Annotated in this window: 15 protein-coding genes; 12 read left to right on the forward strand and 3 right to left on the reverse strand. The window is 69.4% G+C overall.

Annotated elements, in window-relative coordinates; genetic code table 11:
• Positions 1-6: 6 nt before the first annotated feature.
• Together allB and alc are read left to right on the forward strand one after the other, a co-directional pair.
• Positions 7-1371, forward strand: coding sequence for an allantoinase AllB (gene allB / locus Drose_RS25765; RefSeq protein WP_260723895.1), 1365 nt, complete (start codon positions 7-9; stop codon positions 1369-1371).
• Positions 1368-2393 carry an allantoicase gene (gene alc, locus Drose_RS25770; protein ID WP_260723896.1) on the forward strand — a complete coding sequence of 342 codons (1026 nt, stop codon included), beginning with the start codon at positions 1368-1370 and terminating at the stop codon, positions 2391-2393. The genes allB and alc overlap by 4 nt, the downstream gene beginning before the upstream one ends.
• A gap of 24 nt (positions 2394-2417) precedes the next feature.
• Here alc and Drose_RS25775 read toward each other — a convergent pair whose 3' ends face one another.
• A complete protein-coding gene (locus Drose_RS25775) occupies positions 2418-3839 on the reverse strand; it encodes an amidohydrolase family protein (protein WP_260723897.1) in 1422 nt (473 codons plus the stop codon).
• A gap of 67 nt (positions 3840-3906) precedes the next feature.
• Positions 3907-4401: a MarR family winged helix-turn-helix transcriptional regulator gene (locus Drose_RS25780; RefSeq protein WP_260723898.1), complete on the reverse strand. Its 495-nt coding sequence runs from the start codon at positions 4399-4401 to the stop codon at positions 3907-3909.
• A gap of 146 nt (positions 4402-4547) precedes the next feature.
• Here Drose_RS25780 and Drose_RS25785 point away from each other — a divergent pair, with 146 nt between their 5' ends.
• The 3 genes from Drose_RS25785 to mgrA all read left to right on the forward strand — a co-directional run bounded on the left by Drose_RS25785 (position 4548) and on the right by mgrA (position 8008).
• Positions 4548-5585 (forward strand): LLM class flavin-dependent oxidoreductase, encoded by a 1038-nt coding sequence (locus Drose_RS25785; RefSeq protein ID WP_260723899.1) that lies wholly within the window; start codon positions 4548-4550, stop codon positions 5583-5585.
• Positions 5582-6913 carry an amidohydrolase family protein gene (locus Drose_RS25790; RefSeq protein ID WP_260723900.1) on the forward strand — a complete coding sequence of 444 codons (1332 nt, stop codon included), beginning with the start codon at positions 5582-5584 and terminating at the stop codon, positions 6911-6913. Before Drose_RS25785 ends, Drose_RS25790 begins: the two co-directional genes overlap by 4 nt.
• A gap of 69 nt (positions 6914-6982) precedes the next feature.
• Entirely contained in the window at positions 6983-8008 is a 1026-nt protein-coding gene (gene mgrA, locus Drose_RS25795) for an L-glyceraldehyde 3-phosphate reductase (protein ID WP_260723901.1), read from the forward strand.
• A gap of 189 nt (positions 8009-8197) precedes the next feature.
• Here mgrA and Drose_RS25800 read toward each other — a convergent pair whose 3' ends face one another.
• Positions 8198-8863 (reverse strand): helix-turn-helix transcriptional regulator, encoded by a 666-nt coding sequence (locus tag Drose_RS25800; protein ID WP_260723902.1) that lies wholly within the window; start codon positions 8861-8863, stop codon positions 8198-8200.
• 125 nt (positions 8864-8988) lie between these two features.
• On the opposite strand from Drose_RS25800, the gene Drose_RS25805 reads away from it, so the two are divergent.
• The 7 genes from Drose_RS25805 to Drose_RS25835 all read left to right on the forward strand — a co-directional run bounded on the left by Drose_RS25805 (position 8989) and on the right by Drose_RS25835 (position 15429).
• The gene (locus Drose_RS25805; RefSeq protein ID WP_260723903.1) at positions 8989-9156 is read left to right on the forward strand and encodes a hypothetical protein; all 168 of its coding nucleotides are present in this window, start codon (positions 8989-8991) and stop codon (positions 9154-9156) included.
• A 1-nt stretch (position 9157) separates the two neighbouring features.
• On the forward strand, positions 9158-9754 hold the full coding sequence (folE, locus tag Drose_RS25810; protein ID WP_260723904.1) for a GTP cyclohydrolase I FolE: 597 nt from the start codon (positions 9158-9160) through the stop codon (positions 9752-9754).
• Between the two features lie 35 nt (positions 9755-9789).
• Positions 9790-11019, forward strand: coding sequence for an NAD(P)/FAD-dependent oxidoreductase (locus Drose_RS25815; protein ID WP_260723905.1), 1230 nt, complete (start codon positions 9790-9792; stop codon positions 11017-11019).
• A gap of 232 nt (positions 11020-11251) precedes the next feature.
• Positions 11252-13669 (forward strand): nitric-oxide reductase large subunit, encoded by a 2418-nt coding sequence (locus tag Drose_RS25820; protein WP_260723906.1) that lies wholly within the window; start codon positions 11252-11254, stop codon positions 13667-13669.
• On the forward strand, positions 13666-14328 hold the full coding sequence (locus Drose_RS25825; protein ID WP_260723907.1) for a hypothetical protein: 663 nt from the start codon (positions 13666-13668) through the stop codon (positions 14326-14328). The genes Drose_RS25820 and Drose_RS25825 overlap by 4 nt, the downstream gene beginning before the upstream one ends.
• Positions 14325-15167, forward strand: a complete 843-nt coding sequence (locus tag Drose_RS25830) for a slipin family protein (RefSeq protein ID WP_260723908.1) — start codon at positions 14325-14327, stop codon at positions 15165-15167. Before Drose_RS25825 ends, Drose_RS25830 begins: the two co-directional genes overlap by 4 nt.
• Entirely contained in the window at positions 15151-15429 is a 279-nt protein-coding gene (locus Drose_RS25835) for a hypothetical protein (RefSeq protein WP_260723909.1), read from the forward strand. Before Drose_RS25830 ends, Drose_RS25835 begins: the two co-directional genes overlap by 17 nt.
• Positions 15430-15618 lie beyond the last annotated feature (189 nt).

Below are 15618 nucleotides of genomic sequence, written 5' to 3' on the forward strand. Positions count from 1 at the left end.
TCCGCGATGACGACGTTCGACTTCGACCTGGTACTCCGGGCACGCGAGACCGTCACGCCGTCCGGCCTCGCGTCGCGGTCCGTCGGCGTTCGCGACGGCGTGATCACCGCGATCGACGATTTCGACTCGGACCTGGCACGGCGCGCCGAGCGAGTCCTGGAGCTCGAGGACGACGAGGTCCTGCTGCCGGGCCTTGTCGACACACACGTCCACATGAACGACCCGGGCCGCTCAGACTGGGAGGGCTTCAGCAGCGCGACCCGCGCCGCGGCCGCCGGCGGCATCACCACCCTCGTCGACATGCCGCTCAACAGCATCCCCCCGACCTGCGATGTCGACGCCCTCGAGTTGAAGCGCGCTGTGGCTCGCGACCAGGTGCACGTCGACGTCGGGTTCTGGGGCGGTGCCGTCCCGGGCAACCTGGGCTCACTTCGCCATCTACACGGCGCAGGCGTCCTGGGCTTCAAGTGCTTCACGCTCCCGTCGGGCGTGGACGAGTTCCCCTGTCTCGACGCCGGGCAACTCAGGACCGCACTGCGCGAGGTCGCCGAGTTCGACGGCCTCCTGATCGTCCACGCCGAGGACTCCGACGTGATCGAGCAGGCTCCCGGGCCGGAGGCGACTCGCTACGACGCCTTCTTGAGGTCTCGCCCGCGGGAAGCGGAGAACCGCGCGATCGCACGCCTCATCGAGGAGGCTCGGAGCACGGGGGCCCGGGTACACGTCCTGCACCTGTCGAGCTCCGACGCGATCCCGATGATCCGGTCAGCGCGCCACGACGGCGTGCGCCTCACCGCGGAGACGTGCCCGCACTACCTGACGCTGGCCGCCGGCGACGTTCCTGACGGCGCCACCCAGTTCAAGTGCTGTCCTCCGATCCGCGAAGAGGGCAACCGCGAGGACCTCTGGCGCGCCCTCGCCGACGGGGTCATCGACATCATCGTCTCCGACCACTCGCCATCGACGCCCGAGATGAAGCATCTGGACTCCGGGGACTTCGGGCTCGCCTGGGGCGGCATCTCGTCACTCCAGCTCGGGCTCCCGGTGATCTGGACGGAAGCCCGCCAGCGCGGGCACTCGATCACGGACGTCGCACGCTGGATGGCCGAGGGTCCGGCTCGTCACGCCGGGCTTCACTCGAAGGGCCGGATCGCCGTAGGAGCCGACGCCGACTTCTGTGTCCTCGCTCCCGACGAGACCTTCACCGTCGACGTCCACTCCTTGCTCCACCGCCACGCGGTCTCCCCGTACCACGGACGCACGCTCCACGGCCGCGTCAGACAGACCTGGCTGGCCGGGCATCCCATCACCGGACCATGGACCACCAGCTCCGCGCCTCGCGGGCGACTACTGAGCCGAGGAGACCGATGAACGACTTCCGGACCTATCCCGACCTGGCCTCCCGGGACCTCGCCGGCAGCGTGGTCTGGGCCAGCGACGAGCTGTTCGCCCAACGCGAGAACCTCATCAACCCGGAGCCGTCCGTCTTCTCGACCGACGAGTTCGGTCACAAGGGGAAGGTGTACGACGGCTGGGAGACCCGCCGCCGGCGCGACGGCGGCGATCGCGACCAGGTGATCGTCCGTCTCGGCGCACCGGGCGTGGTGCGCGGCGTCGTGGTTGACACCGCCTGGTTCACCGGGAACTATCCCCCGCACATCTCGGTCGAGGCGACCGGTCTCGAGGGCTACCCGTCCACGGACGAGCTGTTGTCGGCGACCTGGACCACGCTGGTCGCCAAGAGTCCGGCACACGGTGACACGGAGAACTCCTACGAGGTCGCCGACCGCCACCGGTACACGCACGTGCGACTCACCATCTATCCGGACGGCGGCGTGGCGCGCTTCCGTGTCCACGGTGAAGCGGTGCCGGACCCGCGACTGCTGACCGGGACGATCGACCTCGCCGCCCAGGAGCACGGCGGCGCGATCGTCGACTGCTCCAACCGCTTCTACTCGTCGCCGGACAACCTCCTGCTTCCGGGACGGGCACGCACGATGGGCGAGGGCTGGGAGAACGCGCGCCGGCGAGACGATGGGAACGACCACGTGACGATCCGCCTGGCGGCCGTCGGGGCGATCAGGCGCGTCGAGATCGACACGTCGTACTTCGTGGGAAACGCCCCCGGCGAGTTCCGCGTCGTCGGGATCCGCGACCAGGCGGCCCTGGAGGATCCGGCATCGTGGGTGCCGCTCGTCGCTCGTCGCCCGGCGCTCCCCGACACCCGCCACCTGCTGGCGGTCGACGAGCAGACGCCCGTCCGGTTCGTGCGGGTGGACGTCTATCCCGACGGGGGGCTCTCCCGCGTTCGCGTCTTCGGCGAGATCGACTCGGCGGCACACCGGACGATGGTCGACGAGTTCGCCGACACGCTGCCCGCCTCCCGATCGTGAACGGCGTCGCCCGCCGGGCCTTCGTCAGTCAGACACCTGAACACGGCCCCGAAGGCTCTTGGGTCGCCGACGAACGACGTGATCGTCGACTCCGGCCCGACGGGCCAGGTCTGCCGCCTCGGCCTCGACGATCTCGCGCACCGCGCCCTCGTCGAGGGTGCGCATCCGGCGTTCGCTCATCAGGATCTCGCCGTCGACCATGGTGAGGCTCACGTCGGAGGCCCGAGCGGCGTAGACCAACTGCTCGACGAGGTTGCCCAGGTGCCCCTCGTCGCCGGTGAGCGGCCACAGGTGTGGCCCGCGCAGGTCGACGGCCACGAGGTCGGCCCGCTTGCCGACCTCCACCGAGCCCACGAGATCCTCGAGACCGAGCGCCCGCGCCGAACCCCGTGTGGCGAGGCGGAGTACCTCCGGGGCGGACATGACGCTGGGGTCACCGGTGCGGAACTTCGCCACCAGGCACGCCATCCGCATCTCGGCGAACGGGTCCAGGACGTTGTTGGACATCACCGAGTCGGTGCCCAGGCCCACCGTGGCCCCTGCCGCGCGCAGGTCGACCACGGGCGAGATGTTGTTGCCGAGCTTCATGTTCGACGTCGGGCAGTGGGCCACCGCAGCACCCGAATCGGCGATCCGGGCGATATCATCGGCGGTGAGCTCGACGCCGTGCGCCAGGACCACGTCGGGTCCCAGCCCGATCAGCTCGTCGAGGTATGCGGTCGGAGTCAGGCCCGTCCGTTCGCGGATCCGGGTCACTTCGTCGCGGCTCTCGGCGAGGTGGGTGTGAATCCCCACGCGCCGCTCCCGGGCGAACCGGGCGATCTCGCGGTAGGTCCCCTCGGAGCAGCTATAGAGCGCATGCGGACCGAGCCAGCCGCGGATGCGGGGATGGGGGTCGCGGTCGAGCTCGTCGAGGAAGTTGAGCGTGTCCTCCCAGGACTCCCCCACGCCTGAGGGGTCCTCGACGAGCTGAGGGGCGAAGGTCGCCCGGATTCCCGACGTCCGCGCCACCGCCGCCGAGACCGAGGGGTAGCGGAACATGCTGAGGATGCTGGTGAAACCGCTCTTGATGAGCTCGAGCTGCACCAGCGACGAGGCCGCCCGCTGATGCTCGGGTCGGTAGGCCCGGTCCTTGGGTTGTGCGTAGGTCTCCAGCCACTCCATGAAGCCGAGATCCTCGAACCAGCCCCGCTCCATGCACTCGTGCGTGTGTGCGTTGACGAACCCGGGTAGCAGGACCTGTCCGCCGAGGTCGACCTCCTCCCGCCCCACGTGGGCGAGCCGCGGCCCCATCGCCACGATCTCACCGCCGTCGACGGCGACGTCCCCGTCGAAGCAGGTGTCGTCGTCGTCCATGGTGATCACCGTGGCGGAACGCAGGACCACGTCCACAGCCACCGGGGTGCGGGCGTCGTCGTACTGCTTGTGATGCTGATCTGAACTCACTGCTGCTCCGTCTGCTGTGGGATCCGGGAGAACTCCTGGGCCGTCCCATGAGGCGCCAGCGGGAGGGCTACTTCTTCTGGTCCGTGGCCGATGCCAGCTCGGTGACCCCGGCGAGTCGCGAGAGGCCTGCGATGAACCCGGGCAGGTCGTCGAGCACGCCGAAGAACGCGTTGTCGGTGGCGTCCATCAACGCCACCGCCCGGTCGGCCACGGTGCGTCCCTCCGGGGTGATCCGCAGGCGGCGGACCCGGCCGTCGTGCTCATCGACGGTGCGCTCGACCAGGCCGTCCCTCTCAAGCAGACGCACGACCTGCGACATCATCACCCGGTCGAGGCTGGCGTGATTGCTCACGTCGCGCTGGCTCGGGACATGGCCCTGGCGGTCGAACCACCAGATGGTGCTCAGAACCGAGAACTGCACGTGGGTGAGACTCTCGTCCTTCAGCACCGCCGTCACCTGGCGCTGCCACCGCAGCACGGAGCGCCACAGCAGGAACCCGGGACTGGTGCCGGCCGAGTGGCTCATCAGCAGCCGGGAAATCTCGCTCTCACTGAGTTGCACTGGTCATCACCGTCTCTCGGCCATACCCCTCGTCAGTGCTGTCGGCGGTCTCCGTCGCGCCGGCGCCACTCATCCATTGGTGACAGGACCCGACTCGCAGGTGATACGTTACGCGCATCCTATTCCTTTGACCAGCAGGACATGTCATGGTTTTGTACCCCGATCAACCCGTCGGTGGTCAAATAGGTTGCCGACAACCTACACCGCGGATTTCCATCCAGACCCCGCCTGAGCGCACCTCGTTCGAAGCGCTGAAGGACTACTGGCAGGCCGCGGACGAGCTGGGCGTCTTCGCCGCCTACACCTTCGACCACCTCGTCCCGCTGCACCCCGGGGAGGGGCCGGCGTACCGGCCCCACGGTCCCCGTGAGGGCGGCCAGTTGGAGGCGTGGTCGGTCGTCAGCGCGCTCGCGGCGGTGACCAGGCGGGTCCGGGTCGGCACGCTGGTCACGAATGTGACCCTGCGGGAGCCCGGGGTGCTGGCGAAGACGGTGGTCTCGGTCGACCACATCTCCGGAGGCCGGTCGATGCTCGGCATCGGCGCCGGCTGGCACCACGCGGAGCACGCGATGTTCGGGATCCGCTCCCCCAGCCCTCACGAGCGCCTGGGACGCCTCACGGAGACCGCCCAGATCATGCGACTGTTGATGGCGAGTGAGGGACCGGTGACCTTCAAGGGCCAGTGGTACTCACTGCAGGACGCATACTTCGAGCCCAAGCCGGTCCACGGCTCCGTCCCGATCCTCATCGGCGGCTCCGGACGCAAGGCCCGGCTCGCCGCGGCCCGCTACGGCGACGTCTTCAACACCTTCGCCCACGCCGAGGCCTGGCCTGGGCTCAACGCCGAGCTGAACGAGCTGCTCCGGCAGAACGGTCGGTCGCCGGGCGACCTCCAGCGCAGCGCGTTCGTCTTCGCCGACCTCTCCGGGGACGCCGCCCGGCAGGAGCGCCTGGTGACCCAAGTCGCCACCCGCTCCGGGATCTCCATGGCGGAGGCCGCCGAGCGGGTGGTCGTCGCGGACCCCGAGCGGGCCTGGCGCACCATCTCCCGCCTGGCCGAGGCGGGTGTGGACGAGGTGATCCTGGCGCTGTCCGCCCCCTACGACCCCGCCGATCTCGAACGGTTCGCACAACTTGCCCTAGCCGACCGGGCGGCCCCAACCAGTTCTGAGGTGAACCATTGACTGACCTGATCATCCGAGACGCGGTCGTGATCACGATGGCCGAGGCCGGCGTGGTGCGCGGCGACATCGCGGTGACCGACGGCCGGATCCAGCACGTAGGCCCGGTCGAGGACTCGGCGCCGATCGAGATCGAGGCCGGCGGGAGCATCGTGATGCCGGGCCTGGTACAGGCCCACACGCACCTGTGCCAGACGATCATGCGGGGACTGAGTGACGACGTCGACGTGATCCAGTGGCTGCGGAGCTGCGTGTGGCCGATGGAGCAGGCGCACACGGCCGAGTCGATGGCCGCGTCGTGCCGGCTCGGCATCGCGGAGCTGCTGCTCGGCGGCACCACCACCGTCCTGTCGATGGAGTCGGTCCACCACACCGACGCCTCCTTCGAGGCGGCGGCCGACCTCGGAATCCGTGCGTTCATCGGCAAGGCGCTGATGGACCGCGAGGAGCCCGGCACGGACATGTGGGGTGAGACCACCGAGGACGCCGTCGCCGACATCCTACGGTTGGTCGACACCTGGGACGGCCGGGAGAACGGGCGGCTGCGGGTGGCCCTCTCCCCCCGATGCCCGCGCGGAACGACGCCCGAGCTGTGGCATCTGGTGGTGAAGATCGCGGAGCAGCGTGGGCTGCCACTCCACACCCACGTCCACGAGAACGAGCAGCAGTCCGAGATGATCGGCAGCCTCGACGAGGGCCGCGACATCTGGGCACTGGACTCGTGGGGGGCGCTCAACGAGCGGATGGTGATGGCGCACTGCGTGTGGCCCACCGAAGACGAGATCACCCGGATCGCCGAGGCCGGCGCCCACATCTGCCACTGCCCGTCCGCGAACCTGAAGCTGGCGTCGGGAGTGGCGCCGGTGCCGACGTACCTCGAGCGCGGGATCAACGTCGCACTCGGCGCCGACGGCGCGGCCTGCAACAACAACCTGGACGGGTTTCAGGAGATGCGGCTTGCCGCGCTCATCCACAAGCCCCGGCACGGAGCCGACGCGATGTCTGCTGAGACCGTGCTCGAGCTCGCCACCATGGGCGGCGCCCGGGCGCTGGGCATGGGCGACCAGATCGGCAGCATCGAGCCGGGCAAACTCGCCGACCTGGTGCTGTTGCGCCCCTCCCGGGCGGCCAGCGCTCCGACCAGGCCCGCGAACCCGTTCTCCGAGATCGTCTACAGCCGCTCGGCCGCCGACGTGGACACCGTGCTGGTGGGCGGGGCGGTGGTGGTCCGGGACGGTCAGCTCGTCACCGGTGATGAGACCGAGATCGTCCGGAACGCCGAGGTGGAGCTGGCCGGGATGCTCCGCCGCGCGGGCCTGTCCGTGCCCTGACCGTTTCCCACGACCGAGTGGCAAACAACGACAACCACAACGACAAGAAGGAATGGGTGGGCAAGGCCGATGGCGTACGTCCCAGAACAGTCTCGCTACCAGAAGATGCCGTATCGCCACGCCGGGCACAGCGGGCTGAAACTTCCGGCCATGTCGCTGGGGCTGTGGCACAACTTCGGTGACGACGTCCCGCTCCAGCGACAGCGCGACATCATCCACCGCGCGTTCGACCTCGGCATCACCCACTTCGACCTGGCCAACAACTACGGCCCGCCGTTCGGCAGCGCCGAGCTCAACTTCGGCCAGCACTTCGCCCGGGACCTCCGGCCCTTCCGCGACGAGCTGGTCATCGCCACCAAGGCGGGCTACGACATGTGGTCCGGCCCGTACGGCAGCGGCGGGTCGCGCAAGCACGTGATGGCCTCGCTGGACCAGTCCCTGATGCGGATGGGCCTCGACCACGTCGACATCTTCTACAGCCACCGAGTCGACGTGGACACGCCGCTGGAGGAGACGATGGACGCCCTGGTCGCGACCCACCGCTCCGGCAAGGCTCGCTACGTCGGCATCTCGTCGTACTCACCGGAGCGGACCCGCGAGGCGGCCCGGCTGCTGAGCGGGGCGGGCGTGCCGCTGCTGGTCCACCAGGCGTCGTACTCGATGTTCAACCGGTGGATCGAGGACTCGCTCCTGGACACCCTGGCCGACGTGGGCGCGGGATGCGTAGGGTTCTCGCCCCTCGGCCAGGGACTGCTCACCGATCGTTACCTCGCGGGCATTCCCGAGGGTTCGCGAGCGGCGCAGGGCAAGTCGCTCAACCCCGGGCTCCTCCACGAGGAGATGCTCGACCGGATCCGTGGCCTCAACGACATCGCAGCGGGTCGTGGCCAGACCCTGGCCCAGCTCGCGCTCGCCTGGGCCCTGCGCGACGATCGGATGACCAGCCTGGTGCTGGGCGCCTCCAGCGTCGAACAGCTTGAGCAGAACGTGCGGGCCCTGGACCGGCTCGACTTCACGAGCGATGAGCTCGACGCCATCGACGGGCTCGCCGTGGAGTCGGGCATCAACCTGTGGAAGCGGTCGAGCGAGGCCTGATCTCCACATGCCACGTCTCCACCGAGACCGGGTCGTCCGCCTCACACAGTGCCCCAGCCACTCGAGAGGCGGACGACCCGGTCAGCGGCGGCGCGCGAAGGCCGGCCGGAGCAGCAGCGCGACGACGAGGATGCCGCCACCGATCAGGCCCCGCCAGGTGGTGAGCACGGCACTGTGCACGCGCCGGTTCTACTGCCGGTCGGACGGTGGTGGGGCGGCGAGTTCGACGCAGCAGGCGCCGGGCCGGGGAACGAGTCTGGCTTGGAGGTCGGCGATGCCCAGGCCTTCGACGAGTCCGGCGATGAGGGTGTGGTTGAGCCCGCACACCAGGGTCGTGTGGCGAGCGGCGAGGGCGTGAAACGGGCAGTTGTGCAACAGGATCCGGCCGTCCTGGGCGAGCTGCGGCTCGAACCCGAGTCCGGCCAGCACGCTCGCGATGTCGACGCGCTCGGCGCGTAGCTGTGCGCCGATGGCCTCACCGCGTGCGTGGGCGTACCGGCGCGCCGCCTCGGCGGCGTGTGCCGGGTCGTCGGCAACGGCGTCGGCGAGGATCTCGGCGATCAGCTCGTAGCGCCGCTCCGGCACGGTAATCGCCAGGCCGTCGCCGGCCGCCTCGTACACCTTCGGCGCCCGGCCCCGGCCGCGAGGCTGGTCGGCCGGCGCCTCGTAGCGGGCGCGGAGCAGCCCCGCGTCGACGAGCTTGTCCAGGTGGAAGGCGGCCAGGCCACGCGACATGCGCTGGACGTCGGCGGCCTCCTCACGGCTGACCGGGTGGTCCTGGCGTCGGACGTAGTCATACAGCGCCCGACGTGACGGGTCGGTGAGCGCGGTGAGCGAGGTCCACCGGTCCTGCACCCACCGAGATTATCACCAGCACGGACTGTTGAAATTCTCGGTGATGAGGTCCAGGATGAGGATTATTGACAACGTCAGTTGGTGAAAAACACGGGAGGTGTCGGGTGGCACGCCTCGATCAAGCGATGGAACAGGCGAAACGGCCGGTGACCGGGCTCGCCGGGCCGTACGGGCACCGGCCGCACCCAGCCCTGGTAGCGGTCCCGATCGGCGCGTGCCGGGCGTACGGCCCGTTCGCCGCCGCCACGCTGGTGCCGGCCCTGCTGACCGCGCTGGGCACCGGTGAGCGCTGACATGACCCTCGCACCGCTGCGGGTGACCCGGCAACGGCCCCGCCAGGACCTGGCCGCCGCCGAGCGGGCCGCGGCCGACTTCCTGGCCGCGCTGGGGATCGACTGCGACTCCGACGGGCTGGCCGAGACGCCCGGGCGGATGGCTCGCGCGTACGCCGAACTGCTGACGCCGCGGGACTTCACGCTCACCACCTTCGACAACGGTGAGGGCTACGACGAACTGGTACTGGCCCGCGCCATCCCGATCCGGTCGGTATGCGAACACCACCTGCTGCCGTTCCTCGGCGTGGCCCACGTCGGCTACCTGCCCGGCGAACGCATCCTCGGCCTGTCCAAACTCGCCCGCGTCGTGGAGCTGTTCGCCCACGGCCCGCAGGTACAGGAACGCCTCACCAGGCAGATCGCCGACTGGCTCACCGTTCACCTGAGCCCGCATGGCGTCGGGGTCGTCATCGAGGCCACTCACCTGTGCATGACGCTGCGCGGCGTGCAAGCGGTCGGCGCGACGACCATCACCTCGACCCTGCTCGGCACACTGCGCGACGACCCGCGTTCGCGGGCGGAGTTCTTCGCCCTCGCCGGCATCGCCCACGCCTGAGAAGTCCGCAGCGGACTATCCGTAGAGGAGCACCCATGCACCCGTTCGTCATCATCGGTGCCGGCCTGGCCGGCGCCAAGGCCGCGCAGACCCTGCGCGAGGAGGGTTTCGACGGCCCGGTCGTGCTGCTCGGCGAGGAGCCCGAGCGCCCGTACGAGCGTCCGCCGCTGTCCAAGGGTCTGCTGCTTGGCACCGCCGGCCGCGACAGCGTCTACGTCCACGACGCCGACTGGTACGACAAACACGACGTCGACCTGCGCACCGGCATCCGGGTCGCAGCCGTGGACCCGTCGTCCGGCCAGATCGAGCTCGCCGACGGGCAACGCCTCGACTACGACAAGCTGCTGCTGGCCACCGGGTCCCGCGCCCGCACGCTGTCACTGTCCGGCGCCTACCTCGACGGTGTGCTCTACCTGCGTACCCTGACCGACAGCGACCGCATCGCCGACGCTCTGACCGACGGCGCCCACGTGGTCGTTGTCGGCGCCGGCTGGATCGGCTTGGAGGTGGCCGCCGCCGCCCGCAGCCGGGGCGCCAGCGTGACCGTCGTCGAGACCGCCACCCTGCCGTTGCAGCGCGTGCTCGGCGACCAGGTCGCCAGAGTCTTCGCCGACCTGCACCGCGACCGCGGCGTCGAGTTCCGCTTCGGTGCCCAGCTCCAGCGACTCCACGGCACCGGGCGGGTCTCGGCGGTCGAACTCGCCGACGGAACCGTCCTACCCGCCGACGTCGTCATCGTGGGCGTCGGCGCCCAGCCCAACAGCGAGCTCGCCGAACTCGCCGGCCTACCGGTCGACAACGGCATCCGGGTCGACGCCAGCCTGCGCACCGCCGACCCACGCATCTGGGCCGCCGGCGACGTCGCCAACGCCCACCACCCGCTGCTCGGCACCCGGATCCGGGTCGAGCACTGGGCCAACGCCCTCAACTCCGGACCCGCCGCCGCCCGCGCCATGCTCGGCCAACCGGTGCGCTACGACCGGCTGCCCTACTTCTACACCGACCAGTACGACCTCGGCATGGAGTACACCGGCCACGCCCCGCCCGGTTCCTACGACCGGGTCGTCGTCCGCGGTGACACCGCCACACGCGAGTTCATCGCGTTCTGGACCGCCGAAGGGCGCGTGCTCGCCGGCATGAACGTCAACACCTGGAACGTCACGGAACCCATCGGCCAGCTCATCCGCGCCGGCCGCCCGATCGACCCGGCGCGCCTGGCCGACCCCGCCGTCCCGCTGACGGATTTGGCCCAGGCCGATGGATGAGCCGGTCGGATCAGGAGGGAGCCGGCCGGCCGACACCCGCAATCGCTGACATGGCCGCAACGGCTCCCCCGCGACCACGGCCCTGGAACACGCCTGGAGTGACGCACCCGCGCCCCTGCCCTCCACTTGGCCGCCCGTTTCGCCGGATGTAGCACCGAACAGGCGCTTTAGGCTGCGAGAAATCTCACCCCCCGATACCGTCGGTACAACTGGTGCGACGGAAGGCCGACACGTGTCCGATCAAGCGCAGGTAACGGGCTCCGACCGTGCGGAGCTGCGCCTTTCCAAGGGATGGGTACAGGGCGTCGCCCTCGTCCTGGTCTTCGGGTTCTTCGTGATGGGCATGCTGGCCGTCCGAACCTATACCGACTCGATGCCGTTGCCGGAACGGGTAACCGGTCCGGGCGGCGAGGTGGTCTACACCCGCGCGGACGTGACCGCCGGACAGCAGACCTTCCTGCGCCGGGGATTGCAGCAGTACGGCTCCGTCATGGGTCACGGCGCGTACCTCGGCCCCGACTACACCGCCGAGTATCTGCGCATCTCGGCCGAGCACATCAAGGGCGAACTCACCGCCTCCGGGCAGCAGGAGCCAACTGAGGCCGCCAAGCGGATGCTGCGGGAGAACCGATACGACAAAGCAAGCGGCGAGCTGGTGTTCACCACGGAGCAGGTTTCGGCGTTCCAGCACGCCAAGAAGCACTACGCCGACTTCTTCGGCACCGCCAGCACCAAATACGGCCTCCTACCCGAGGTGATCACCGACCCGCGGGAGATCCACGAGCTGACCGCGTTCTTCTCCTGGACGGCCTGGGCGAGCGCCGCGCAGCGGCCCGGCCACAGCTACTCCTACACCAACAACTGGCCGCCCGAGCCGCGCGTCGACAACACCCCGACCGCCGACATCGTGGTCTGGTCCGGCCTGTCGCTGACCGCCCTGCTGGTCGGCCTGGGCGCGCTCTTCGCGCTCTACGGGCGCTGGAGCCGCACCATCGGCTGGCACGCCACCGAGCAGCCGGCCCTGGCCTTCCGCCAACCCGGTGAGGTCCAGATCACCAAGGCCCAGAAGGTAACCGCGTGGTTCTTCTTCGTCGTCGCCGCGCTGTTCCTGGTGCAGGCCCTGCTGGGTGGTGCGATCGAGCACTACCGCGCCGACCTGAGCACGTTCTTCGGCATCGACCTCGCCCGAGTGCTGCCGTTCAACCTGGCGCGCACATGGCACGTACAGCTCGCCCTGTTCTGGACAGCGGCGGCGTTCCTCGCCGCCGGCATCTATCTCACCCCGATCATCTCCGGCCGCGAACCGCGTCGGCAACACTGGCTCGCCTGGGGCCTGCTCGGCGCACTGGTGATCGTCGTGGTCGGCTCACTGACCGGCGAGGCGATCAGCATCTTCGGCGCCGACTGGGCGAAAGGGTCCATCTTCTTCGACCAACAGTGGGAATACCTGGACCTGCCAAGGTTCTGGCAGGCTCTGCTGGTGATCGGGCTCTTCCTCTGGATCGCGATCATCTACCGCGGGATCCGGTCGCGGCTGAAGACCGAGCACAGGCTCAACATGCCGTGGCTGTTCCTCTACGCGGGCCTGGCGATTCCGGCCTTCTACGCCGTCGGCATGCTCGCGTCGGCGCAGGCCCACCTGACCGTCGCGGAGTTCTGGCGGTTCTGGGTCGTGCACCTGTGGGTGGAGGACTTCCTGGAACTGTTCACCACGGTCATGGTCGCCTACATCTTCGTGATGCTCGGCGTGGTCCGACGCCGGATCGCCATCCAGATCATCTTCCTCGACGTCATCCTCTACTCCGCGGGCGGCGTGATCGGGACGATGCACCACCTCTACTTCTCCGGCACGCCGGTGGAACACATGGCGCTGGGCGCGTTCTTCTCGGCCCTGGAGGTAATCCCGCTGACGTTCCTGACCGTCGAGGCGTGGACCTTCCTGCAACTCGGCTCCCGGCAGCAGACCCGCAGCAGCGCGCCGTTCCCGCACCGCTGGGCGGTGATGTTCCTGGTTGCCGTGGGCTTCTGGAACTTCGTCGGCGCCGGGGTCTTCGGCTTCCTGATCAACTTGCCGATCGTGTCGTATTACCAGATCGGCACGGCGCTGACCGCCAACCACGGGCACGGCGCGATGATGGGCGTCTACGGCATGCTCGCCGTCGGCCTGGCGCTGTTCGCGCTGCGCTACATCGTCCCGGCGTCGAAGTGGCCGGACAGGCTGGCCAGACTCTCGTTCTGGTCGCTCAACACCGGCCTGGCCTGGATGGTGTTCGTGACCCTGCTTCCGCTGGGCGTCCTGCAGCTATGGCACTCGGTGAACGACGGGTACTTCGAGGCACGCACGCTCGGCTACATCACCGAGCCGGGCAACGCCGTGCTCGAGTGGCTGCGCATGCCCGGCGACCTGATCATGATCATCGGTGGGGCGCTGCCGTTCCTGTGGATCACTTACCTCGGCATCCGCCACGGCATCAAACCGACAGCGACCCAACTGCAGCCGGAGACCCTCTACGTCGAGGAAACCGCCGAGGCCGCCCACGACCGCACCGGCCTGCCCGCCACGGTCGCCGCCACGTCCGCCATCGCCGAGACACCCCCGTCGAGGAGCCGCTACGCCTCCGACCGGCGCGACAAACGGGAGGAGCCGTGACCGGGTTCTCCGCCTCCGCCGTCGGGGCGGAGACCTGGCTGGCGGCCGGCTACTGCCTGGCGGTGGTAGGGCTCGCGCACATCATCGACGCGCTGGCACGCCGGGCCGCGTCGGTCGCCGAAGGCGGCGTGTCCGGCGGTTTCCGCTACCACAAAGACCACGACGCGTGGCGCTGCCCGCAGGACCAGTGGCTGTGGCCGCGATCCTTCGACCCGGACAACCGCGTGACGCGCTACCGCGGCACGCCGTCGATCTGCAACGCCTGCCCCGTCAAAGACACCTGCACCACGTCGTCCTCCGGGCGCGAGATCCAGCGCGCCGTCGACTCATGGCCGGCCTCCGAGGCCGCCCGCTTCCACCGTGGAATCGCCTGCACGGTGGCGGTACTCGGCCTGGTGTGGCCGCTCGGCACCGCGCTCACCGGACCTGGACCCGACTCGCTGCTGGTCCTCGCCGCAGCGGTGGTCATGGCACTACTGCTCAGCGTGCCGCTCTGGTCCCACCTGCGCCGCAACCCGGCCTTCATCCCCGAGGGCATGGCCCACCGCTCGCTCGACGACACGGTCGCCGAGCGTGCCGCAGCCGCTGCGACCCTGGCCCACCGACGCTCGAGCTACCGGCCCGACCGACGCGAACCCGGGACGGAGACCACCTCATGATCATCGCGATCGTTGCTGTCCTGGTGCCGCTAACCCTGGCCGTCCTCTCGCTGCGGGTGCTGAAAGAATACGAGCGGGGTGTGGCATTCCGGCTGGGACGGCTGCGGGAGCCGCTGGGCCCTGGCGTGCGGGTGCTGCTCCCGGGCCTGGACAAGCTGGTCAGGATCGACCTGCGGGTGGTCACGCTGACCATCCCGCCGCAGGAGGTGATCACCCGCGACAACGTGCCGGCCCGGGTGAACGCCGTCGTACTCTTCCGGGTGGTCGACCCGGTCCGCTCAGTGATGTCGGTGGAGAACCACGCCGTCGCCACCTCCCAGATAGCCCAAACCACGCTACGGTCAGTCGTCGGCCGCGCAGACCTCGACACACTGCTCGCCCACCGGGCAGACCTCAACGAGGACCTCGCGAAATCGATCGCCTCCATGACCGAACCCTGGGGCGTCAAGGTCGAGGTCGTCGAAATCAAGGACGTGGAGATCCCCGAGGCGATGCAGCGGGCCATGGCCCGCGAGGCCGAGGCCGAGCGCGAGCGACGGGCAAAGGTGATCAACGCCCGTGGCGAGCTCCAGGCATCGGCACAACTCCGCGACGCCGCCAAGACCCTCAGCGAAAGCCCGGCCAGCCTCCAACTGCGCTACCTGCAGACCCTGCTCGAGCTCGGCGCCGACCACAACTCCACCGTCGTCTTCCCCCTGCCGATCGACATCATCGGCCCGTTCCTCGACGCGGTCCGCGGCCACACCACAAGCCCGGCCCCAAGCCAGGTTCCACCCAGCGTCAACGGCACCTCACCCGTGACCCATGCCCAAAGGACGCACGATGACCACCAATCCTGACCGCGGCTCCCAACCAGGCCGCCCGATCCGTCTCACCCCAGTCGCACCCGGCGTCTGGCTGGTCATCCTCGGCGGCGGAGTGGCGGTCCTGGGGCCGCTCTTCGGATTCCTCATCGGCACCATCCTCGGCACCGACCGAAAGACTCTCGGCATGAGCCCGATCTTCCTGTTCCTCTTCCTCGGGTTCCTCGTCGCCGGTGCCGGACTCGGCACCGCGATGCTCGGCGTACGCCGCATCCTCCGCCACCGGGCGACGACATGAACGCCTGGTCGCTCAACGCCGCTTGACGACCGCCTGGACGCCGGGCGGCGGCAACGACTGGCGAACGTGCCGCCTGAACGGCCCGGATCACATGCTCGGCAAGCGCAACGCCGGTGCCCGCCCAGTCAACGGCGGGGTGGCCGACTTTCGGTAGGAACAGGATTGACGAGAATGCTACGTCCTGCGATG

Origin of the sequence: Dactylosporangium roseum, assembly GCF_025264685.1 — a bacterium.
In the GTDB taxonomy this organism is placed as follows: domain Bacteria; phylum Actinomycetota; class Actinomycetes; order Mycobacteriales; family Micromonosporaceae; genus Dactylosporangium; species Dactylosporangium roseum.